The sequence below is a fragment of the Pseudomonas sp. IT-232MI5 genome, from assembly GCF_949767845.1.
Lineage (GTDB): Bacteria > Pseudomonadota > Gammaproteobacteria > Pseudomonadales > Pseudomonadaceae > Aquipseudomonas.
The window spans coordinates 275,438-297,257 of the sequence record NZ_CATKQE010000001.1 but is presented as its reverse complement, the minus strand read 5'-3'; the positions used below and the strand labels follow the sequence as shown (position 1 = coordinate 297,257).

Genomic DNA, 21,820 nt, shown 5'->3' with positions numbered 1-21,820 from the left:
ACAACGCACCTGCGTAGGACGGTTAACACCTCTTCGCGATGGCGATTTTGGTTATCTGTTCAGGCGGCTGATCCGTCGGCTGACCGATCACTGCCCTGAAAAAAGTGGCGCATTATGCAGACGTCAGCGAGGGATCGCCAGAGTCTGCACTGCTTTTATGATAGTTGAATGTCGGTTCAACCGAGTTCGACGATTTCGTAATCGTGAGTGATTGCCACGCCAGCGGCGCCGAGCATGATCGAGGCCGAGCAATACTTCTCGGCGGACAGCTCGATCGCGCGTTTGACCTGGGCTTCTTTCAGACCACGACCCTTGACCACGAAATGCATGTGGATCTTGGTGAACACCTTCGGATCTTCGGTCGCGCGCTCTGCTTCGAGAAAGGCTTCGCAGCTTTCAACAGCCTGGCGGGACTTCTTCAGAATGCTGACCACGTCGAAGTTACTGCAACCGCCCACGCCCAGCAGGAGCATTTCCATCGGGCGAACACCCAGATTACGACCACCGGCGTCCGGCGGACCGTCCATCACCACGACATGACCGCTACCGGATTCGCCGAGGAACATGGCTTCGCCAGCCCATTGGATGCGTGCCTTCATCGCCCAGACTCCACTGTAAAAAAAGGGTCGCCAGCTTAGCACAGGGCTTTGCCCGGACAGCGAGCCACGTTCCTAGGACAGATGCTTCTGCCCTGTAGGTAATTTCTCGAATTTGCGACGAAGTGTCTGTTAAGCTGGCGCCAATTCGCTGGCGCCCATGCCGGCTGTGTAGCGACCGCCTTCAGCGCCTCATAAAAAAATCAAACATCACCGTGCAGTCTTTTCGGGATACAACCATGGTTGCTATTACCCCCACACCCAAAATCAAGAACCTCGACAAGCTGTTGATGCATTGTCAGCGCCGTCGCCATGCGGCCAAAAGCAATATCATCTGTGCGGGCGATCGCTCGGACACGCTGTACTTCATCATCAAGGGCTCGGTGACAATCCTGATCGAGGATGACGACGGCCGCGAGATGATCATCGCTTACCTTAATGCCGGGGATTTCTTTGGCGAATTGGGCCTGTTCGAGCAGGCGGGACAGGAACAGGAACGCAGCGCCTGGGTGCGGGCCAAGGTTGAATGCGAAACTGCAGAAATCAGCTACGCCAAGTTCCGCGAATTGTCGCAGCAAGACCCGGACATTCTTTACGTGCTTAGCGGACAAATCGCACAACGCCTGCGCAACACCACGCGCAAGGTTGGCGACTTGGCGTTCTTCGACGTGACCGGTCGTGTAGCCCGCTGCCTATTGGAGTTGTGCAAGCAGCCGGACGCGATGACGCACCCGGACGGCATGCAGATCAAGGTGACCCGTCAGGAAATCGGCCGGATTGTCGGTTGTTCGCGGGAGATGGTCGGTCGCGTGCTCAAGGATCTTGAGGAACGCAACCTGGTCGATGTGAAAGGCAAGACCATGGTGGTCTACGGTACGCGGTAAGCCCGAATATCAGGCGCTGTAGATCTGCGCCAGCATCAGACGAAACAACTCATCGAGACGCGCCAAGGCCTGTGGCGCGTTGAATTTCTCATGCAGGGCAATGTGGCTTTCAGCCCGCACCCGTTGCTCCAGGCCGCATGCTTCGTTGAAGCGATTGACCGCCGCAACCATCGACTCGCGCTCGTTATCCATCAGCATCGCACCGTGTACCAGACCGACCGGACGCTGTCCGCCCTGGCTTTGGCGCCAGCGCTGGGCCGTGCCGACCATTTTGCGGCCATCGAGGTTGACGTTGAAGCGACCGTCGCAGAATGCGCCATCGATTTCGCCCAATGATGATGCGCCACCCAACTCGTCGAGCAACTGGCAGATCGGATCGCAGAGACGGTGGTAGCCGGTTTCGATGCGGTTCAGATCGCCTTCTCTGCGCGGTGGCGCATAGACGAGTGCGATATTGATTGTGGCGGCGGATTGCGGGACGGGCTCGCCGCCAGTTTCGCGCAAGAGCACCGGCCAGCCAGCGGCGGCAGAGACTTCGCAGGCACGGTCGAAACCGGGAAGACGATTGAGGCGGCGCGGCATGACCAGGGCGCGATCGCGGGGTTGCCAGAACAGCAGGCCGAATTCAGAGTCGCCGGCGCAGACCGAGGCCAGCAAATCCTGTTCGGCTTGCAGGCCGGCTTCGATGGTCAGGGGGGTTGGCAGCGACATGGAAGGCTCCGGCAGATCTGGAATCTTTGGGGTTTTCAAGTACCTCATCGCGAGCAGGCTCACTCCTACAATTGGAACGCGTTCCCCTGTAGGAGTGAGCCTGCTCGCGATGGCGTCGACTCGGTCTGGAGCGAATCAGTCGAGGGTCGAACCGCTGATGGAAGTGCCACGCTCCGGGAAGAACAGTCGCTGCAGTTCAGTGCCCGGATTTTCCGCGCGCATGAACGCTTCACCGACGAGGAACGAATAGACGTCGCTGATTTCCATCAATTCGACATCGGCGCGATTGAGAATACCGCTCTCGGTAATGACCAGACGATCGCGCGGAATGCGCGGCAGCAGGTCGAGGGTGGTTTCCAGGCTGACGTCGAAGGTGTGCAGATTGCGGTTGTTGACCCCGACCAGTGGTGTGTCGAGGGTTTTCAACGCGCGCTCCAGCTCATCGCCATCGTGTACTTCGACCAGCACATCGAGACCGACGCTTTTGGCGACGGCGGCCAGCTCGGCCATTTTCACGTCATCCAGTGCGGAGACGATCAACAGCACACAGTCGGCGCCCAGCGCACGGGCTTCAACGATCTGGTAAGGATCAATCATGAAGTCCTTGCGGATCACCGGCAGGCTGCACGCGGCACGAGCCTGTTGCAGGTACGCATCGGCGCCCTGGAAGTAATCGATATCGGTCAGTACGGAAAGACAGGTCGCCCCACCCTTCTCGTAGCTTTTGGCGATGTCGGCCGGAACGAAGTTCTCGCGAATCACGCCTTTGCTCGGCGAGGCCTTTTTGATTTCGGCAATCACCGCAGGCTGCTTCTTCTTCGCCTGCGCCAGCAATGCCTGGGCGAAACCACGGGGTGCATCGGCCGCCTTGGCCAGACTTTCCAGCTCGCTCAGGCTGACGCGAGCGCTACGCTCGGCGACTTCCTGGACTTTACGCGCCAGAATGTTTTCCAGAACCGTCGGTACACTCATCCCTCATTCTCCACTCTGAATACCGCGGTAAAGGCACCCAGCTCCTCAAGTTTTTCCCGAGCGAGACCGGTGTGCAAGGCGTCGTGCGCAAGCTCGACGCCCTGTTTCAAACTACTCGCCACGTCGGCGGCGTACAGCGCGGCACCGGCGTTGAGCACAATCATTTCGGCGGCTTTCTGACCGTTTTCGGTCTTGCGCTTGCCGAGAGCATCGCGGATCAGTGCCAGCGACGCCTCCGGGCCTTCGACCGACAGACCGTGCAGGCTCTGGCTCTTCATGCCGAGATCTTCTGGCTCGACCCAATACTCGGTGATTTCGTTGTTCTTCAGTTCCGCCACAAAGGTTGGTGCGGCGAGACTGAACTCGTCCAGGCCGTCCTTCGAATGCACCACCAGCACATGCTTGCTGCCCAAGCGTTGCAAGACTTCGGCCAATGGCCGGCACAGTGCCTGGGTGAACACGCCCACCACCTGATGTTTCACCCCGGCCGGATTCGTAAGCGGGCCGAGCATGTTGAACAGCGTACGCAGGCCGAGATCGCGGCGCGGGCCGGCGGCGTACTTCATGGCTTTGTGATGGGTCTGGGCGAACATGAAACCGATACCGACGTTGTCGATGCAACGCGCTACCTGAACCGGAGTCAGGTTCAGATAGATGCCGGCAGCTTCGAGCAAGTCGGCGCTGCCGCTCTTGCCCGAGACTGCGCGGTTGCCGTGCTTGGCGACAGTGCAACCGGCAGCGGCAACAACAAACGAAGAAGCCGTCGACACGTTGAAGATATTGGCACCGTCACCGCCGGTACCGACCACATCGACCACGCCGTCGAGGGTCTTCAGTTCAACCTGATCGGCCAGCTCACGCATCACCGACACCGCGCCAACGATCTCGTCGATGCTCTCGCTCTTCATGCGCATGGCCATCATGAACGCGCCTATCTGCGCGTCAGTGCATTGGCCGGTCATGATTTCGCGCATCACATCGCGCATCTCATCGGTGCTGAGGTCGAGGTGATCGACGATACGGCTCAGGGCTGTCTTGATATTCATGGGAAGTCCTTAGCGCGTGCCGCCGGTTTGTTTGAGGAAGTTGGCAAACAGTTCATGACCCTGCTCGGTCAGGATCGACTCGGGGTGGAACTGTACGCCCTCAATGTTCAGGGTCTTGTGACGCAGGCCCATGATTTCGTCGACCGAACCGTCATCGTGCTGGGTCCATGCGGTCAGTTCCAGGCAATCGGGCAACGTGTCGTGCTTGACGATCAGCGAGTGGTAACGGGTGACCGTCAGCGGATGGTTCAGGCCAGCGAAAACGCCCTTGTCCTCGTGGAATACCGGACTAGTCTTACCGTGCATTACCTGACGCGCGCGCACTACATCGCCGCCAAAAGCCTGGCCGATGGACTGGTGACCCAGGCAGACGCCGAGGATTGGCAGTTTGCCGGCAAAGTGCTTGATGGCTTCGATGGAGATACCGGCCTCGGTCGGCGTGCACGGGCCTGGGGACACCACGATGCGCTCAGGCTTGAGTGCTTCGATTTCGGCGACGGTCAATTCGTCGTTGCGCACGACTTTGACGTCGGCACCCAATTCGCCAAGGTATTGCACAACGTTGTAAGTAAAGGAGTCGTAGTTGTCGATCATCAGCAACATGGCGTTTCGAACCTCTTGAATTCTGATTTGAAAACAGCCTTCAGATCACTTGCCCGCAGGGCGCTGCACGATGTCGGACGCAGATAGACGCGGCGGCACAGCGGCATTTCAAACAGGCAAGGAAGGCAAAGCGATACAGATCCGGCGGGGCCGGCAGAAAAGATTCAGGCGCGCCAACGCCAGCGGGCGTGTGCCTTGATGACTTGATCCAGAAGTTTGCTGGTGATCAACACGGGGAAGGTCTCGTTCATACGTTCCAGCACAGTAACTTAGCTGGGCGGGGCGTGCAATATGGCCGGGGCTTTGGGGAATAAATCCAGGGGAGGATTCGCGACCGATGGCAAAACGCCGGGAGTTTTTGGTACTGTCGTTTCGTTCACCTACAACAATAAATAAACGGACTTGCTCATGATCAAACAGACGTTGTTTGTACCGCTGGCCGGCTGCCTGCTCGCACTGGCCTGCACCCAGGCCAACGCAGCGCCCAATCCTTATTCCAGTTTCATTGTGTTTGGCGACAGCCTCAATGATGCCGGCACCTTCACCGACACTGGCGGACCGGCCGGCTCCACCGAGCGTTACACCAACCGGACCGGGCCGGTGTATCAGGATGGCAGCGGGGAACTGTATTCATTGAACTCCACGCAGTTGCTCGGCGGACGCCTTGGCTTTTCGCCAGACCAGACAGCCTCTTCCAGCTCCGCCGTGCGCGCCGAAAACGGCCAGCCGGACGGCAACAACTGGGCGGTTGGCGGTTATCGCACCGACCAGATCCTCGACTCGATCACGACGCAATCCGCCACCGGTGAACGCACCCGTGCCGGTTACCTGCCCTCAAACGGCTTCCGCGCCGACCCGAATGCGCTGTATTACATTTCCGGCGGCGGTAACGACTTCCTGCAAGGACGAATTCTCAGCCTGCCGCAAGCCAACGCCGCCGCCGACCGGCTGGCCGACAGCGTGCAAACCCTGCAAACCGCCGGTGCCAAATACGTGATGGTCTGGCTGTTGCCTGATGTTGGCCTGACGCCAGCGATCAACGGTACGCCACTGCAAACCTTCAGCAGTCAACTCGCCACCCAGTTCAACAGTCAGTTGGTCACACGCCTGCAAGGCATCAACGCCGAAATCATTCCGCTGAACATTCCGGTACTGCTCTCGGAAGTGTTCGCCGATCCTGGGCGCTTTGGCCTCGCGACCGATCAGAACCTGACCGCGACCTGCTTCAGCGGCAATAGCTGCACCGAGAACGCCCGTTACGGGATCAACAGCGCGACACCCGATCCGAGCAAGCTGATCTACAACGACGGCGTGCATCCAACCGAGGCCGGACAAAAACTGATCTCCGATTACGCCTACTCCCTGCTCGCCGCGCCGTGGGAACTGACGCTGCTACCAGAAATGGCCCACGCCACAGTGCGCGCGCATCAGGATGAACTGCGCAACCAATGGCAGGCGGATTGGGAGAATTGGCAAGCGGTCGGTCAATGGCGCGCCATTGTCTCGGCGGGCGGCCAGCATCTGGATGTCGACAGCCAAAGCAGCGGCGCCAGCGCTGATGGCAGCGGATACAACCTCAACGTCGGTGGCAGCTATCGCTTGAATGAAGCCTGGCGCGTTGGTGTGGCGGGCGGTTTCTACCGGCAGAATCTGGAGGCCGGTCATAACGATTCGGACTACAAACTCAACAGCTACATGGCCACGGCATTTGCCCAGTACCAGCAAAACCGCTGGTGGGCTGACGCGGCGTTGACCGGTGGCAAACTCGACTACGACAACCTCAAGCGCAAGTTTGATCTGGGCGCCAGCGAAGGTGCGGAGAAAGGCGACACTGACGGCAGCCTCTGGGCCTTCAGCGCGCGTGTCGGTTACGACATTGCCCAGCCGGGCAGCGAGTGGCACCTGTCACCATTCGTCAGCGCCGATTACGCCAGCGTTGATGTCGATGGCTACTCCGAGAAGAGCAATCGCGCCACGGCGCTGACCTTCGATGATCAGACCCGCGACTCGAAACGCCTGGGGCTGGGCTTGCAGGGCAAGTACAACATTACTCCGCAAACCCAAGTGTTCGGCGAATACGCCCACGAGCGTGAATACGAAGATGACGTACAAAAGGTCAACATCGCGCTCAATACCTTGCCGGCCAACGACTTCACACTTGAGGGCTATACGCCGCAAAGTCATTTGAACCGCTTGAGTCTGGGTGTGAGCCACAAACTCACGGCGGATCTGGCGCTGCGTGGCGGTTATTCGTTGCGCAAGGATGATGATTTTACCCAGCAGGGCGTTAACGTCGGGGTAGTGCTGGACTTTTAAACCCCTGGCACAAAAAAAGCGGCGCCCTCGCAGGCGCCGCTTTTTTATTGCCGAACACAGATCAAAATGCAGGAGTGAGCCTGCTCGCGATTGCGGTGATTCACTCAACAAATCCGTTGAATGTTAATCCGCTATCGCGAGCAGGCTCACTCCTACAAGGGTTTTGTGTTGGCTCAGCTTTCCGGGGTTTGCTCGGCCAGGGCGACGGCGCGGAACATCGCACGGCGTTTGTTCAGGGTTTCTTCCCATTCCAGCGCCGGCACCGAGTCGGCAACGATGCCGCCACCGGCCTGCACGTGCAGCTCGCCGTTCTTGATCACCGCCGTGCGAATCGCGATTGCAGTGTCCATGTTGCCGTTCCAGGCGAAATAACCGACCGCGCCACCGTACACACCACGCTTGACCGGCTCCAGTTCGTCGATGATTTCCATCGCGCGAATCTTCGGCGCACCCGACAAGGTGCCCGCCGGCAGAATCGCCCGCAGTGCGTCCATCGCCGTCAACCCGGCCTTCAACTGGCCGGTAACGTTGGAGACGATGTGCATCACATTGGAATAACGTTCGATGACCATTTTCTCGGTGAGCTTCACCGAGCCGATTTCCGAAACACGACCGGTATCGTTACGGCCCAGATCGATCAGCATCAAGTGCTCGGCGATCTCTTTGTCGTCCGACAGCAGATCTTCTTCCAGCGCCACATCGGCTTCTTCGGTGGCGCCACGTGGGCGAGTACCGGCAATCGGGCGCACGGTGATCAGATTGTCTTCAACCCGCACCAGCACTTCCGGCGAACTGCCAACGACGTGGAAGTCGCCGAAATTGAAGAAGTACATGTAAGGCGTCGGGTTGAAGCAACGCAGGGCGCGGTACAGATCGATGGGTGCAGCCTTGAAGTCGATCGACATGCGTTGCGACGGCACGACCTGCATGCAGTCACCGGCCAGGATGTATTCCTTGATGGTGTCGACGGCTTTTTCGTAATCGTCCTGAGTGAAACTGGAACGGAATACCGGATCAGCCGCCTGCTGCTTGCTGAAATCCAGGCCACGGCGCGGGGTGATCGGCTGACGCAGTTTTTCCAGCAATGCCTGCAATTGCGCCTGACCTTGTTCGAAGGCATCCGCCTGCGCAGGGTCGGCCAGGACGATCGCGTGCATCTTGCCGGCGAGGTTATCGAACACCACGACCGCGTCGGAGACCATCAGCAGAATGTCCGGCACACCCAGCGGATCCGGGTTCGGGCATTTGCCCAAGCGCTTCTCGACATAACGTACGCAGTCATAACCGAAGTAACCGACCAGACCACCGTTGAAACGCGGCAGACCGGCGATGGTCGGCACGTTGTAGCGCGCTTTGAAGGTTTCAACGAAGGCCAGCGGGTCTTCAACATCGTGGCTTTCGGTTTCAACGCCATCAACGGTGATGCTGACGTGATGGTCGTGAACCCGCAGCACGGTGCGGCACGGCAGGCCGATGATCGAGTAACGGCCCCACTTCTCGCCGCCCTGCACCGATTCAAGCAGGTAGGAGTTGGGCTGGTCGGCCAGTTTCAGGTAGATCGACAGCGGCGTGTCGAAGTCGGCCAGGGTTTCGCAGGCCAACGGAATGCGGTTGTAGCCGTCAGCGGCCAAGCGCAGGAATTCTTCGCGGATCATAAGGTGCCTCGTGGTGTGAGGGGCAAATCAGTCAGGTATGCAAACGCGCCGGCAGGCCGGCCAGGAACAAGTCAGGCGCGCCAACGCCAGCGGGCCAGGGCCTTGATGACTTTCATCCAGAGTTTGCGAGTGACCACCACGATGGCGTTTCCAGAATGGGATTGAGCAGCGTCGGGCAACGTTATCTCAGCGGCCGAACCGAGGCAACCGGGAATTAGCTTGCGCAGATCGTCGATCACCAGCGCCGGCGATTCTTCGGCAATCGGTCGGCCATGGTTGTAGCCGTAACTCAACGCCACGCATTTGACCCCCGCCGCTTTCGCTGCCAGTACATCGCTGCGCGAGTCACCGACGAACAACGATTGCGAGGCCGGGATGTTGGCCATTTTCATTACAAAAAACAGCGCGGCTGGATCCGGTTTCTTCTGCGGCAAGGTATCGCCGCCAATGATCCACTTGAAGTAGCGGCCGATTTTCATCTGATCCAGCAACGGCGCGACGAAGCGCTCCGGCTTGTTGGTGATCAGCGCCATGGCCACGCCCTGCTTGTGCAGCCATTTGAGGGTGTCGCGCACGCCGGGATAGACCACGGTCAGCTCATGGCTGGCGCCGTAGGCTTGCATGAACACTTCCAGTGCATGCTCGGCCTCAACGTCATCCACCGCCGAATGATCGATGCCACCGGCCAACGCACGGCGCACCAGTACCGGCGCGCCGTTGCCCACCCACTCGCGCACCGATTCGATGCCCGCAGGTTGGCGGCCAAGTGAGAGCAGCATGGTGTCCACCGCCGCTGCCAGGTCTGGAACCGAGTCGATCAGTGTGCCATCCAGATCGAACATCACCAGCCGTGGCAGTTTCCCCGGGAACAGCTGCTCAAACCCGCTCATAGGCGCGCCAGCGCCAGTTCGGAGCGCATCTTGTCGATGACTTCCTGATAGTTCGGCGCATTGAAGATCGCCGAGCCGGCAACAAAGGTGTCAGCGCCCGCAGCGGCGATTTCGCGGATGTTGTTGACGTTGACGCCGCCGTCGATTTCCAGACGGATGTCACGGCCCGAGGCATCGATGATCGCTCGCGCTTCGCGCAGTTTGTCGAGGGTGCCGGGAATGAATTTCTGCCCGCCGAAGCCTGGGTTGACGCTCATCAGCAAGACCATATCGACCTTGTCGATCACGTACTTGAGCACGTCCAGCGGCGTCGCCGGGTTGAACACCAGACCGGATTTGCAGCCGCCTTCACGGATCAGTTGCAGCGAACGATCAACGTGCAGCGTGGCTTCCGGGTGGAAGGTGATGTAGGTGGCGCCGGCTTCGATGAAGTCGCCAACGATACGATCCACCGGGCTGACCATCAGGTGCGCATCGATCGGCGCGGTGACGCCGTACTTGCGCAATGCCGCGCAGACCATCGGACCGATGGTCAGGTTTGGCACGTAGTGGTTGTCCATGACGTCGAAGTGGACGAAGTCGGCGCCAGCGGCAAGAACGTTGTCTACTTCCTCGCCGAGGCGGGCGAAGTCGGCGGAGAGAATCGACGGAGCAATTACGAAGGGCTGCATGACGCACCTTTTCTGAGCTAAATCACGATGGCGCGCATTGTATACCTCAAGTTTCCAAGCGCGCACCGTGACCGCGATGATTGGGTTGTGCCATGACGGAGGACGGGCGCTGACTCAATACGCCGCGCGGTAGATCTTCTCGATGTCCCCAGCGCTGAGTTTGCGCGGATTGTTGCGCATCAGCCGCTCAATGCCCGCCGCTTCCACGGCCATCGCCGGGATCGCTTCTTCCGGCACGCCGAAACTACGCAGCCCGGCCGGGATTTCCACGGCTGCGCACAGATCGCTCATCGCCTGCACGGCTTTGTCCGCTGCTTCGGCGGCACTCAGATGAGCGGTCTTCACCCCCATGGCTTCGGCGATATCCTGCATGCGTTCAACGCAGGCCATTTTGTTCCAGGTCATGACATACGGCAGCAGCAAGGCATTGCTGACGCCATGGGCAATATTGAAACGCCCGCCCAGCGGATACGCCAGCGCATGCACCGCGCCGACCCCGGCATTGCCGAACGCCATGCCGGCCATCAGGCTGGCGGTGGCCATGTCTTCGCGGGCTTGCAGGTTGGTGCCGTTGGCGTAGGCCTTGGGCAACGCGTTGGCGATCAGCTTGATGGCGCCGATGGCCAGCGAGTCGGTGATCGGCGAGGCATTCACCGACAGATAGGATTCGATGGCGTGCACCAGCGCGTCGACACCACTGGCGGCGGTGACGCTGCGTGGACAGGTCAAGGTCATCTGCGGGCTGACCAGCGCCACGTCCGGTAATAGAAAGTCGCTGACGATGCCTTTCTTCAACTGCGCGACTTTGTCCGAGAGGATCGCGACGTTGGTAACTTCGGAACCGGTGCCGGCGGTGGTCGGGATGGCGATCAGCGGCGGGCCTTTGCGCGGCACCTGGTCGACGCCGAACAGGTCCTCCAGCGCGCCGTGGTAACCGGCGTAGGCGGCGACGCTTTTGGCGATGTCGATGGCACTGCCACCACCGAGACCGATCAAGCCGTCATGCCCGCCCTCACGGTAAACGCGCATGCAGTCTTCGACGATGGCAATTTCCGGGTCTGGCAAAACGCGGTCAAAAATCTCGTAGTCGCGACCACCGAGTTGCACCAGCGCCAGCTCTACCGTGCCGGATTTGACCAGCGCGGCATCGGTGACGATCAATGGGTTGTCGATGTCGAGGCGTGTGAGTTCGGCGGCCAGTTGCTCGATGGCAGCGGCGCCGGTGATCAGTTTGTGAGCGATTTTGAACTGGGACAGACTCATCGTGCGCAGCCTCTTATAGATGTGGGAGCTGGGCACAAGATTAGCTGGGGATTTGGGGTTGTCTGCTATTCATCTGGTGAATGTCCCCTCGCAGGCGAGAGCAAGAGCAAGAGCCCCTCACCCTAGCCCTCTCCCCGAGGGAGAGGGGACTGACCGCGTTGTAATCTCGAAGTACACCGACCTGAAATACCGAGTCGAACTCAGGCCTCGAAAGCCATGAAGATCTGCTCCCTTTCCCCCTCGCCCCCCTGGGGGAGAGGGCTGGGGTGAGGGGGTAAGCTTTTGATCTGGCCCTTAAACCTGAGCAGTCCGCAGTTTTTCGCTACGACCACGCAGCCATTCCAGGGTCAGCAACAAGATGACCGAGAAAGCAATCAGCAACGTAGCAGCAGCCGCAATCGTCGGGCTGAGGTTCTCGCGAATCCCGCTGAACATTTGCCGAGGCAACGTCGCCTGCTCAGGTCCCGCAAGAAACAGCGTCACCACCACCTCATCAAACGACGTCGCAAAGGCAAACAGCGCCCCGGAAATCACCCCCGGCGCAATCAGCGGCAAGGTCACCCGACGGAACGCGGTCAAGGGCGATGCACCGAGACTCGCCGCCGCCCGCACCAGATTGTGATTAAACCCCTGCAACGTCGCCGACACCGTGATGATCACAAACGGCACACCCAACACCGCGTGCACCACGATCAGCGAGAAGAAGCTGTTACCCAAACCCAGCGGCGCAAAAAACAGATAACTCGCCACACCAATGATCACCACCGGCACCACCATCGGCGAAATCACCAGCGCCATCACCAGCGCTTTACCGGGGAAGTCACCGCGAGTAAGACCGATCGCCGCCAGCGTACCGAAGACCATCGCCAGTACCGTCGCCGCCGGGGCAACAATGATGCTGTTCTTCAGTGCGCGCATCCATTCCGCCGAGGCGAAGAAGTCGTGGTACCACTGCAGCGAGAAACCCTGCAGCGGATAGACCAGAAAACTCCCCGAGTTGAACGACAGCGGAATGATCACCAGCACCGGCAGAATCAGGAACAACAGAATCAAGCCGCAGAGAATCCGCAGGCTGTAGAACCACACCCGTTCGATGGGCGACATGTAAGGACTCAGCATTTCGAATTCCCCTTAGCTCAGGCGCAGGCGACTGGCGCCGACCAGCCAGCTGTAAATCAGATAAAGCACCACAGTCGCCAGCAGCAACAGCCCGCCCAGCGCAGTAGCCATGCCCCAGTTGATGCTGGTGTTGGTGTAAAAGGCGACGAAGTAGCTGACCATTTGATCGTTCGGGCTGCCGAGCAGCGCCGGGGTGATGTAGTAACCAATGGCAAGGATGAACACCAACAGGCAACCGGCGCCAACACCGGCGTAGGTCTGCGGGAAGTACACCCGCCAGAAACTGGCGAACGGATGGCAGCCGAGGGAAATCGCCGCGCGCATGTAGGTCGGCGAGATGCCTTTCATCACGCTGTAGATCGGCAGAATCATGAACGGCAGCAGAATGTGCACCATCGAGATGTACACGCCGGTGCGGTTGAACACCAGTTCCAGTGGTTTATCGATGATGCCCATGGCCATCAGGCCGCTGTTGATCAGCCCGCCGGATTGCAGAAGCACGATCCACGCGGCGACGCGCACCAGGATCGAGGTCCAGAACGGCAGCAGCACCAGAATCATCAGCAGGTTGCTTTGCCGCGATGGCAGGTTCGCCAACAGGTAGGCCAGTGGATACGCGAGCACCAGACAGATCACGGTGATGACCAGGCCCATCCAGAACGTGCGGGCGAAGATGTCGAGATAGATCGCCTGATCCGGCGTGGCCGGGGCGATTTCGCCGAGGTCGTCGATGCGGTGATCGACTGCCGCCAGCAGGTAATACGGGGTGATGCTGCTGGTGTTGCGTTTGACCGCTTGCCAGTAGGCCGGGTCGCCCCAACGTTCGTCGAGTGCTTCCAGCGCTTCTTTATAAGAGGCCGGTTCGCTGGCGAACGGCAGCGCCCGAGCGGTTTTGGTCAGCAGGCTGCGATAGCCGGCCAACTCCATGTTCAAGCGCTTGGACAGATCGCCCAGCGTCTGGTTTTTGCGCGCTTCGGCGAGGTCTTCGCCGGCGGCTTTGTAGACCGGTTCAGCGGGCAGGCCGCGGCCGTCCCAACTGGCGATGGCCGCCACGGTGCGCGGCATGCCGCCGACCACTTCGGGGTTGCCGACGCTTTTGTAGAGCAGCGCCACGATCGGCACCAGAAACACCAGCAACAGAAACAGCACCAGCGGCGCAATCAGCGCTTGAGCCTTCCAGCGGTTGACCCGCTCGGCGCGCTTGAGCTTCTGCTTCAAGGTGGGGCTGTTGCCCTCGTTCAGGGGAACGGCGATGGCCATGACGTACTCCGCAAATCTTTGATCGTTACAGAGGTGGTGAATACCACCTCGAACTTTTGCTACTGATCGTTCCCACGCTCTGCGTGGGAATGAATCCAGTGACGCTCTGCGTCACACGGGGACGCGGAGCGTCCCGGGCGGCGTTCCCACGCAGAGCGTGGGAACGATCATCCGGAAAGCCGTCGGCCCGTATGCTCGGGTTACTTCGCAGCCCAGGAGTTGAAGCGCTGCTCCAGTTGCTCGCCGTTGTCAGCCCAGAAGCTGACGTCGATCTGCACCTGGTTGGCGATGTTTTCCGGGGTGGTCGGCATGTCTTTGAGGACGTCCTTGGCCAGCAGCGGTACGGCTTGGGTGTTAGCCGGGCCATAGGCGATGTTTTCCGAGTAGGTCTTCTGCTGCTGCGGCTGTACCGAGAAGGCGATGAACTTCTTCGCCGCTTCCGCGCGTTTGGCGTCCAGACCTTTCGGGATGGCCCAGGCGTCGAAGTCGTAGATACCGCCGTTCCACACCACTTTCAGGTTGGATTCCTTCTGCACCGCCGCGATGCGACCGTTGTAAGCCGAGCTCATCACCACGTCACCGGAAGCGAGGTATTGCGGCGGTTGCGCGCCGGCTTCCCACCACTGAATGCTTGGCTTCAGCTCATCAAGCTTCTTGAACGCGCGATCCTGGCCGCCCTTGCTCGCCAGCTCTTTGTAGACGTCTTTCGGCGCTACGCCATCGGCCATCAAAGCGAATTCGAGGGTGTATTTGGCGCCTTTGCGCAGGCCACGTTTACCCGGGAATTTCTTGGTGTCCCAGAAATCCGCCCAACTGGTCGGCGCGGTTTTCAGCTTGTCGGCGTTGTAAGCCAGTACGGTCGACCAAACGAAGAAGCCCACGCCGCACGGCTGAATCGCGCCTTTGACGTAATCTTCAGTCTTGCCGAACAGCGCCGGGTCGAGTTGTTCGAACATGTCTTCGTCGCAGCCACGGGACAGCTCTGGCGATTCAACTTCGACCAAGTCCCACGACACGCTCTTGGTGTCGACCATGGCTTTGACCTTGGCCATTTCGCCGTTGTACTCGCCAGCGACGATCTTGCCGTTGCCCGCCGCTTCCCACGGTGCATAGAAGGCTTTGACTTGCGCGGCCTTGTTCGCCCCGCCAAACGACACCACGGTCAAATCCGGGCCGGCGGCCATCGCGCTGGCCGCACCCATCAGGCCCAGGGTCAGGGCGGTGAACTTCAGGGATCTCAACATTTATTGTTCTCTCCACGTGCAGGGTTGGTGTTGGTATTGCCGGGGCGATCAGTTCGCCTCTAGAAGAGGATCGAGTGCGCGTACGTGCTCGACCTGCCAGCCAAGCGGAACCACGTCACCGACCGCGAGCGCTGGATCGAGCTCGGCAATCGGCTGTTTCACGAAGAAGTCGGTCTTGCCGCAGACTTCCAGGCGCACCCGGACGTGGTCGCCCAGATAGATGAATTCCGCCACCCTCCCTGAGAAGCGGTTAACGCATTGATCACTGGAACCGTTGAGACTGATGCGCTCCGGACGGATCGACAAAGTCACCGGTTCGCCGGTCTGGCCGACGTTGACCGCCAGCGCCTCGACCTTTTCGCCACGGCCCAACTCGACCACGCAACGCTCGCCGTTCTGGCTCAACAGGCGACCGTTAAGGCGGTTGTTTTCACCGATGAAGTTGGCAACAAAGGTATTTTTCGGTTCTTCGTAAAGTGTGCGCGGCGGGGCGATCTGCTGGATTTCGCCCTGATGGAATACCGCAACGCGATCGGACATGGTCAGCGCTTCGCCCTGATCGTGGGTCACGTAGACCACGGTTACGCCGAGGCGCTGGTGCAGGTGTTTGATTTCCATCTGCATGTGTTCACGCAGTTGCTTGTCGAGGGCACCGAGGGGTTCGTCCATCAGCACCAGTTGCGGTTCGAACACCAGCGCGCGGGCCAGCGCCACACGCTGCTGCTGACCACCGGACAACTGCGCCGGGTAGCGCGAGGCAAACGCATCGAGCTGGACCATGCTGAGGACTTTCTTGACCTTGTCGTTGACGTCGCTCTTATTCAGGCCACGCACGCTCAGCGGAAACGCAAGGTTTTCGGCGACGGTCATGTGCGGGAACAGCGCGTAGTTCTGGAACACCATGCCGATGTCACGCTTGTGTGGCGGCACGTTGTTGATCGAACGCCCGGCCAGGAGGATCTCGCCAGCGGTCGGCGTTTCGAAACCGGCGAGCATCATCAGGCTGGTGGTCTTGCCGGAACCGGACGGCCCGAGCAGGGTGAGAAATTCGCCTTTGCGAATGTCCAGGTTGAGGTCTTTGACGATCAGGTTCTCGCCGTCGTAGCTCTTCTGCACTCCACGAAAGCTGACCAGCACATCACTGGCCCCTGCGTTTGTATCGACCTGGCTCATACCCACACCTTTGTTGTTGATGACTGCTTGTGGGTTAAGCCTAGTGGCTGCTGACAGCCACGCAAATCGGGGCGCAGGAGAGAATCGCCTCAGCCGGATGGAAGGTTGGGGGTAGGGATTGCCCTACAAGGATGGCGCTAATGGATAAGGCAGTGGCGAGGGTTGAGCTGCAAGCTGCAAGAACAAGCAAAAGCGCCTGTCGCTCATGGATATGTCCATAATCCCGAAGGCTGCGCAGCCCCCCTGTAGGAGTGAGCCTGCTCGCGATGGCGTCTGCTCAGTCAACACTGCAGTGACAGATCTACCGCTATCGCGAGCAGGCTCACTCCTACAATTTTGATCACGGTGACTGTTAGAGGAGTTTGTGTTCCATCGCGTATTTGACCAGTTCGGCCAGCGAGGTGATGTTGAGCTTCTGCATCAGCCGCGCCTTGTGGGTGCTGATGGTTTTGCTGCTCAGCGCCAGTTGCTGGGCGATGTCGTTGACGTTGGCGCCCTGGGCCAGGCGTTCGAACACCGAGAACTCGCGTTCGGACAGCAACGAATGCAGGGGCCGTGCATCGGTCAGGCCGACTTCAAACACCATGCGATCCGCCAGATCCGGATCAATGTATCGCCCACCCGCCGCGACTTTACGAATGGCGGTGAGCAACAGCGCCGGGTCACTGTCCTTGGTCGCATACCCGGCGGCGCCGACCTTCAGCGCCCGCGCAGCCATCTGCGCTTCGTCGTGCATAGATAGCACCAGGATCGCCGGTGGATTGTTCAGCGCGCGGATTCGCGGGATCGCCTCCAGGCCATTGACACCGGGCATGGAGATGTCCAGCAGCACCACTTCGCATGGCACGCTGCGCAGGGCCTCAAGCAATTGCTCGCCATTGCTCGCCTCGCCCACTACTTGCAGATCCTTGGCCAGGCCGATCAATTGCTTGATGCCTTCACGGACGATGGTGTGGTCTTCGGCTACCAGTACACGGATCACGTTTTTCTCCAGATTTCAGGTACACAGCAATCCCTGTGGGAGGGAGCCTGCTCGCGAAAGCGTCAGCCCAAACACCACATATCTTCAAACCTCACTCACCGGCACCCAAACATTCAGACTGGTGCCCTCCCCCGGCTCACTCTCCAGCACCAACCGCCCGCCCATGATCAGCACCCGCTCACGCATGCCGACCAGGCCAAACGAAGTCGGTCGACCGCTGGCGGGAACAAATCCTACGCCATCATCACTGACCGTCAGACATAACTCATCGCCTTCCAGCGCCAACGTCAGTTCCACAGTATGCGCCTGAGCATGGCGCATCACATTGGTCAGCGCCTCCTGCAAGATCCGGAACAAGCCAATTGCCTTGGCATCACTGAGTACCGGCAGATTATCCGGTACCTGCACCAGACACGGGATCTGCGTGCGCGCCTCGAAGCGCCGCGCCTGCCACTCGATCGCCGAGGCAATCCCGGCATCGAGAATCGGCGGTCGCAGCGCCGTGGCCACGTCGCGCACCAACTGGAACAACTGAGCGATCAGGCGTTTCATGCTGTTCAACCGCTCGTTCAACCCCGGATCGAGTTGCGCGTAGGCTAACTCGCACATCGATGTTTCCAGCTTCAGCACGGTCAACATCTGCCCCAGTTCATCGTGAACCTCGCGGGCAATGCGCGCCTTCTCTTCTTCACGCACGCTCTCAAGGTGCGCCGACAGTTCGCGCAGTTGCTCACGGGAGGCCGCCAACTCCAGCTCGATACGCTTGCTCTCGGTGATGTCCCAGACGATGCCGTCCCAGACATAGGCGCCATCCTCCAGTTGCCGGGTGATCGCCTTGATCTCGGCCCAGCGCTGCTGGCCTTGACGCGTGAGGATCCGGCCCTGCCACGACCAGTCACTGTCGGTGTCCAGCGCCTGATCCTGAGTGCGGTGATAACTCGCCTTATCGTCGGGATGCACCAGGCTGCGCAGACCCATGTCGCGATGGGCTATGGTGGCCGGGGCGTAACCGACCAGGCTTTCGCTGCCCTCGCTGATGTAGGCAAAGTCGATCTGCCCGGTCACCGGCGCGCGCTCCAGACGAAACACCAATCCCGGCACGTTGGCGGCGATGCCTTGCAGACGCGCCTCGCTTTCCTGCAACGCGGCGAGGGCGCGACGGCGCTCGGTGACGTCGGTGAGGTACACCACCAGGTATTCACTGTCGCGAAAGCGCAGGAAACTCAGCGAGACATCCGCCGGCAAAATACTGCCGTCAGCCCGCACGCAACTGGTTTCGAAACTCAGCGGACCTTCTTCACTGGCCCGCGCGCGCTTCCACAGATTGAGCCAGCGGTCCATGTGCAGACCCGGTTCGAAGTCGATCAATGGCCGTTCGATCAGTCCGCCCGAGGGATAACCGAGCATGATTTCCGCCGCGCGATTGGCGTAGCGCACATGGCTGTCCCAGTTGACCCAAAGGATGCCGACGGTGCTTTGGTCGATGGAGAACTGCGTCAACCGCAGCGCTTCTTCGTTGGCCGCGCGCAAGGCGATGTCTTCCCGGGCGGCCAGCAATCGCTGTTCGAGGCTGTGCTGTTGGCGACGCTGCCAGAACACGATCGCGACACAACTGAGCAGCATCACTGCAAACAACAAGCTGAGGTTTTGCCAGAACCCCGGCGACTCCGAGAGTCGCGGATATTTCGGTTGCAGCCACTGGTTGTGTAACTGCTCCAGATCCTTGGCCGGGATGGCACGCAGCGCACTTTGAAGGATGCCGGCCAACTCAGGCCAATCGCGGCGCGAGCCGACGCGCAGCAGTTGTGGCAGGCCGATATCGCCGACCACCACCAGCCCGGCGAACTCAGGCTCTACCGACAAGCGCCCGAGTTGCGCCTCATCGACCACGGCGTAGGCGGCCTGCTGACTCAACAGCAACTGCAACGCCTGACGCTCCAGTGGTACACCTTGCAGATTCAGATGGGGGTAGTTGCCGCGCAGGTAATCAGCCGTGCTGCTGGGCATGCGCACGGCGACGCGGATCTGGCTGTCGAGCTTCTCCAGATCGACCACACCACTGGCCTTCTGGTCGCTGACCACCAGTTGCGGCACGCGCATGTACGGATCAGAGAACTGCCACAGACGCAGGGCACTCGGGGTCTGGCTCAGGCCCGGAGCGATATCGATCTCGCCCTCGCGCATGGCGGCGTCCAATTGCGCGAGATCCTGAAAGTTGCGCCAGCTCAGTTCGACATTGAGCACCTTGGCCAGCAACTTCATCAGCTCGACGTTGGCCCCCGACAGCCGTTGCAAGCGCCGGTCGTATTGCGCATACGGGGCTTGCAACACCAGGCCGACGCGCAATTCATTGTGTTGCGCCAGCCATTGCTGCTGGCTTGCCGACAACTGTGCGAGATGAGAAGGCGGCGCAGGCGCCGCCCAGCCCATCAAGGGAAACCACAAACAGCCGATAACCCACAGGCAGCAAAATCGCTTCATTGAAGTCTCATACACTGACAAATTCTGACCAACCCATTAGGCTGCCGGGATACTTTCTGGCCTGGAATAACCGATGCCCTCTGTCTACCGCCTGGCAATGCCAGCATTGTGCCTGTCGCTGCTCCTGCCTTGTGCGTTTTCCGTCGAAGCCGCCGATCCGGCACCCGCCGCCACAGCGGAAAAACCGGCCGAAGAAAAACCGGCCGAACGCCAGCCACTGCTTGAGCGTAGTCAGGAAGAGGCCGCCGCACTGGAACGTAAAGTCCCGGCGCAAGAACAGCAACAGTTGCAGGCCGGTACCGACACCTTCCTCGCCCTGTGGAAACCGGCCAACACTGCCGAACCGAAAGGCGCAGTGATCATCGTCCCCGGCACAGGCGAAACCGCTGACTGGCCGCAGGCAATCGGCCCGTTGCGGCGCAAACTGCCGGATGCAAAATGGAGCAGCCTGAGTATTACGCTGCCCGACTTGCAAAGCGACGCCTTTGCACCGCGCGTGGTCGAGGCACCCGCTGTGCCGAAAGCCCCGGAGTCCGGCAGCAAGGACTCCACCACCGCGCAGCCGATCGAGCAAGCCGCTGGCGGTGAAGCAGAAGTGGCGGATCAGGTGGTCGCCGAAACCACTGAAGAGCAATCCAAGGCCGACGCCGAACGCATCTTCGCGCGCATCGACGCCGCGATTGCTTACGCCGAGCAGCAGAGCGCGCGCAGCATTGTCGTGCTTGGGCACGGCACTGGCGCCTATTGGGCCGCGCGATACCTGAGCGAGAAACAAACGGCGCAGGTAGAAAAGTTCGTCATGGTCGATGCGCAGATGCCAGCCAAGGCCAAACCGCCACTGGCCGAAGTGACGCCGACACTGAAGCTGCCGACCGCCGATATTTTCTATATGGACAAGCCGCTGGATCGCAACGCCGCGCTGGAGCGCATGCAGGCGAGCAAGCGTTTGAAGACCTCGGCGTTCAGCCAGGTCGCGCTCAAGGCTTTGCCGGATAACAAGGCTGAACAGGAACAGTTGTTCCGCCGGGTGCGTGGCTGGCTGAACCCGCAGAACACGGACTGACAGAAAGACCGAGTCGCCCCCTTCGCGAGCAGGCTCGCTCCCACATGGATCTGCGTACACAGTCCATGGTGGGAGCGAGCCTGCTCGCGAAGAGGCCAGCGCAGTCGCTACACATCTAACGGTTAGCGAAAATCCCGCCGCTCACGAATCAACGTGTAGGCGTTGTGCAGCTCACGGGTTTTTTCGGTGGCTTCACGCACCTGCACTGGCGTCGCCCCCGACCCGGCAATCTTGTCCGGATGATGACGACTGAGCAGGCGCCGATAGGCGCGCTTGATCTGCGCCGGTTCACTGGACGCCGACACGCCCAATAAACGCATCGCCTCCTGATAACTCACAGCAGCGCTGACGATCGGTCGTTTGCCCGGTTCGTAATCATTGGCCAGTGCCTGCACCTGATGCGTCGTCCAGCCCAGCCACTTGCCCCATTGCGCCAGCAGTTCACGCTCACTGACACCCGCGCGACCATCGGCCCAGACCATCCGCCAACAGGCGCGCAACACACCTTCGGCGGCATGCGGCTGCGCACTCAGGCGCCGTAGATAACCGCGCAGATTGTCGCTGCCGGACTTGCCGCGATTGAACGCGGCAATCGCCCGACGCGTCGCCGGCTCACTCATTTCCAGCGCACGCATTTCGTTACGCGCCTGCTGGATATGCCCGTCAGTGACCCGACCGTCACTTTTGGCCAGACGCCCGAGCAGCACAAACAACAGTTCGTCGTTGCGCAGCATCGGCCGCCCGCCGAGTTTTTCCCGCAGATGTCCAAAGCTTTGCAGGTTCAGACGCCGATCCAGCGCCTGTCCCAACAATGCCCCAAGCATGGCCCCCGGAATGCTGGCAATCGCAAAACCCGCTCCGGCTCCAATCAGAGTCCCTGGCCACAACATG

General features: G+C 60.2%; 19 protein-coding genes. 3 read left to right on the top strand and 16 right to left on the bottom strand.

Features of this window, described 5'->3' with window-relative positions; all coding sequences use genetic code 11:
* Positions 1-176: 176 nt before the first annotated feature.
* A complete protein-coding gene (locus ACM6JQ_RS01350) occupies positions 177-599 on the bottom strand; it encodes an OsmC family protein (RefSeq protein ID WP_003228794.1) in 423 nt (140 codons plus the stop codon).
* Between the two features lie 236 nt (positions 600-835).
* On the opposite strand from ACM6JQ_RS01350, the gene crp reads away from it, so the two are divergent.
* Positions 836-1,480 (top strand): cAMP-activated global transcriptional regulator CRP, encoded by a 645-nt coding sequence (crp, locus tag ACM6JQ_RS01345; protein WP_007918881.1) that lies wholly within the window; start codon positions 836-838, stop codon positions 1,478-1,480.
* 9 nt (positions 1,481-1,489) lie between these two features.
* Here crp and ACM6JQ_RS01340 read toward each other — a convergent pair whose 3' ends face one another.
* From ACM6JQ_RS01340 to ACM6JQ_RS01325, 4 genes are all read right to left on the bottom strand, one after another.
* A complete protein-coding gene (locus ACM6JQ_RS01340; RefSeq protein ID WP_414893113.1) occupies positions 1,490-2,191 on the bottom strand; it encodes a biotin/lipoate A/B protein ligase family protein in 702 nt (233 codons plus the stop codon).
* Positions 2,192-2,326: 135 nt separating this feature from the next.
* Entirely contained in the window at positions 2,327-3,163 is an 837-nt protein-coding gene (gene trpC / locus ACM6JQ_RS01335) for an indole-3-glycerol phosphate synthase TrpC (RefSeq protein WP_095112700.1), read from the bottom strand.
* Positions 3,160-4,209 (bottom strand): anthranilate phosphoribosyltransferase, encoded by a 1,050-nt coding sequence (gene trpD / locus ACM6JQ_RS01330; RefSeq protein ID WP_007918805.1) that lies wholly within the window; start codon positions 4,207-4,209, stop codon positions 3,160-3,162. The genes trpC and trpD overlap by 4 nt, the downstream gene beginning before the upstream one ends.
* A gap of 9 nt (positions 4,210-4,218) precedes the next feature.
* Positions 4,219-4,812, bottom strand: coding sequence for an aminodeoxychorismate/anthranilate synthase component II (locus ACM6JQ_RS01325; protein ID WP_007918806.1), 594 nt, complete (start codon positions 4,810-4,812; stop codon positions 4,219-4,221).
* A gap of 408 nt (positions 4,813-5,220) precedes the next feature.
* On the opposite strand from ACM6JQ_RS01325, the gene estP reads away from it, so the two are divergent.
* Positions 5,221-7,128, top strand: coding sequence for an esterase EstP (gene estP / locus ACM6JQ_RS01320; protein WP_414893112.1), 1,908 nt, complete (start codon positions 5,221-5,223; stop codon positions 7,126-7,128).
* A 173-nt stretch (positions 7,129-7,301) separates the two neighbouring features.
* Here the strand turns inward: estP and trpE are convergent, their stop codons facing one another.
* The 10 genes from trpE to ACM6JQ_RS01270 form a co-directional block, all read right to left on the bottom strand.
* Positions 7,302-8,783, bottom strand: coding sequence for an anthranilate synthase component I (trpE, locus tag ACM6JQ_RS01315; protein ID WP_414893111.1), 1,482 nt, complete (start codon positions 8,781-8,783; stop codon positions 7,302-7,304).
* Positions 8,784-8,854: 71 nt separating this feature from the next.
* On the bottom strand, positions 8,855-9,673 hold the full coding sequence (locus tag ACM6JQ_RS01310; RefSeq protein WP_095112703.1) for a phosphoglycolate phosphatase: 819 nt from the start codon (positions 9,671-9,673) through the stop codon (positions 8,855-8,857).
* Positions 9,670-10,344: a ribulose-phosphate 3-epimerase gene (rpe, locus tag ACM6JQ_RS01305; protein ID WP_258603886.1), complete on the bottom strand. Its 675-nt coding sequence runs from the start codon at positions 10,342-10,344 to the stop codon at positions 9,670-9,672. The genes ACM6JQ_RS01310 and rpe overlap by 4 nt, the downstream gene beginning before the upstream one ends.
* Before the next feature lie 114 nt (positions 10,345-10,458).
* Entirely contained in the window at positions 10,459-11,607 is a 1,149-nt protein-coding gene (locus ACM6JQ_RS01300; protein ID WP_007918817.1) for an iron-containing alcohol dehydrogenase, read from the bottom strand.
* Between the two features lie 294 nt (positions 11,608-11,901).
* Complete coding sequence (locus tag ACM6JQ_RS01295) at positions 11,902-12,726, bottom strand: ABC transporter permease (protein WP_007910157.1); 825 nt, start codon at positions 12,724-12,726, stop codon at positions 11,902-11,904.
* Between the two features lie 12 nt (positions 12,727-12,738).
* Positions 12,739-13,986, bottom strand: a complete 1,248-nt coding sequence (locus ACM6JQ_RS01290; RefSeq protein WP_007910155.1) for an ABC transporter permease — start codon at positions 13,984-13,986, stop codon at positions 12,739-12,741.
* A gap of 200 nt (positions 13,987-14,186) precedes the next feature.
* Complete coding sequence (locus ACM6JQ_RS01285) at positions 14,187-15,230, bottom strand: ABC transporter substrate-binding protein (RefSeq protein WP_038363355.1); 1,044 nt, start codon at positions 15,228-15,230, stop codon at positions 14,187-14,189.
* 48 nt (positions 15,231-15,278) lie between these two features.
* Positions 15,279-16,403: an ABC transporter ATP-binding protein gene (locus tag ACM6JQ_RS01280; protein WP_007910151.1), complete on the bottom strand. Its 1,125-nt coding sequence runs from the start codon at positions 16,401-16,403 to the stop codon at positions 15,279-15,281.
* A 352-nt stretch (positions 16,404-16,755) separates the two neighbouring features.
* The gene (locus ACM6JQ_RS01275; RefSeq protein WP_007910149.1) at positions 16,756-17,385 is read right to left on the bottom strand and encodes a response regulator transcription factor; all 630 of its coding nucleotides are present in this window, start codon (positions 17,383-17,385) and stop codon (positions 16,756-16,758) included.
* 84 nt (positions 17,386-17,469) lie between these two features.
* Positions 17,470-19,866 (bottom strand): PAS domain S-box protein, encoded by a 2,397-nt coding sequence (locus tag ACM6JQ_RS01270; protein ID WP_414893110.1) that lies wholly within the window; start codon positions 19,864-19,866, stop codon positions 17,470-17,472.
* Between the two features lie 73 nt (positions 19,867-19,939).
* Between ACM6JQ_RS01270 and ACM6JQ_RS01265 the strand changes: the two genes are divergently transcribed.
* Positions 19,940-20,929 (top strand): alpha/beta hydrolase family protein, encoded by a 990-nt coding sequence (locus ACM6JQ_RS01265; protein WP_095112707.1) that lies wholly within the window; start codon positions 19,940-19,942, stop codon positions 20,927-20,929.
* 122 nt (positions 20,930-21,051) lie between these two features.
* Here ACM6JQ_RS01265 and ACM6JQ_RS01260 read toward each other — a convergent pair whose 3' ends face one another.
* Complete coding sequence (locus ACM6JQ_RS01260; RefSeq protein ID WP_414893109.1) at positions 21,052-21,819, bottom strand: TerB family tellurite resistance protein; 768 nt, start codon at positions 21,817-21,819, stop codon at positions 21,052-21,054.
* Position 21,820 lies beyond the last annotated feature (1 nt).

Coding starts and splice junctions, on each gene's coding strand:
- ACM6JQ_RS01300 (WP_007918817.1), bottom strand. CDS start 11,607: ATGAGTCTGTCCCAGTTCAAAATCGCTCACAAACTGATCACCGGCGCC.
- rpe (WP_258603886.1), bottom strand. CDS start 10,344: ATGCAGCCCTTCGTAATTGCTCCGTCGATTCTCTCCGCCGACTTCGCC.
- ACM6JQ_RS01310 (WP_095112703.1), bottom strand. CDS start 9,673: ATGAGCGGGTTTGAGCAGCTGTTCCCGGGGAAACTGCCACGGCTGGTG.
- trpC (WP_095112700.1), bottom strand. CDS start 3,163: ATGAGTGTACCGACGGTTCTGGAAAACATTCTGGCGCGTAAAGTCCAG.
- trpD (WP_007918805.1), bottom strand. CDS start 4,209: ATGAATATCAAGACAGCCCTGAGCCGTATCGTCGATCACCTCGACCTC.
- ACM6JQ_RS01270 (WP_414893110.1), bottom strand. CDS start 19,866: ATGAAGCGATTTTGCTGCCTGTGGGTTATCGGCTGTTTGTGGTTTCCC.
- ACM6JQ_RS01350 (WP_003228794.1), bottom strand. CDS start 599: ATGAAGGCACGCATCCAATGGGCTGGCGAAGCCATGTTCCTCGGCGAA.
- ACM6JQ_RS01340 (WP_414893113.1), bottom strand. CDS start 2,191: ATGTCGCTGCCAACCCCCCTGACCATCGAAGCCGGCCTGCAAGCCGAA.
- crp (WP_007918881.1), top strand. CDS start 836: ATGGTTGCTATTACCCCCACACCCAAAATCAAGAACCTCGACAAGCTG.
- ACM6JQ_RS01280 (WP_007910151.1), bottom strand. CDS start 16,403: ATGAGCCAGGTCGATACAAACGCAGGGGCCAGTGATGTGCTGGTCAGC.
- ACM6JQ_RS01265 (WP_095112707.1), top strand. CDS start 19,940: ATGCCCTCTGTCTACCGCCTGGCAATGCCAGCATTGTGCCTGTCGCTG.
- ACM6JQ_RS01325 (WP_007918806.1), bottom strand. CDS start 4,812: ATGTTGCTGATGATCGACAACTACGACTCCTTTACTTACAACGTTGTG.
- ACM6JQ_RS01290 (WP_007910155.1), bottom strand. CDS start 13,986: ATGGCCATCGCCGTTCCCCTGAACGAGGGCAACAGCCCCACCTTGAAG.
- ACM6JQ_RS01260 (WP_414893109.1), bottom strand. CDS start 21,819: ATGTTGTGGCCAGGGACTCTGATTGGAGCCGGAGCGGGTTTTGCGATT.
- ACM6JQ_RS01285 (WP_038363355.1), bottom strand. CDS start 15,230: ATGTTGAGATCCCTGAAGTTCACCGCCCTGACCCTGGGCCTGATGGGT.
- ACM6JQ_RS01295 (WP_007910157.1), bottom strand. CDS start 12,726: ATGCTGAGTCCTTACATGTCGCCCATCGAACGGGTGTGGTTCTACAGC.
- trpE (WP_414893111.1), bottom strand. CDS start 8,783: ATGATCCGCGAAGAATTCCTGCGCTTGGCCGCTGACGGCTACAACCGC.
- estP (WP_414893112.1), top strand. CDS start 5,221: ATGATCAAACAGACGTTGTTTGTACCGCTGGCCGGCTGCCTGCTCGCA.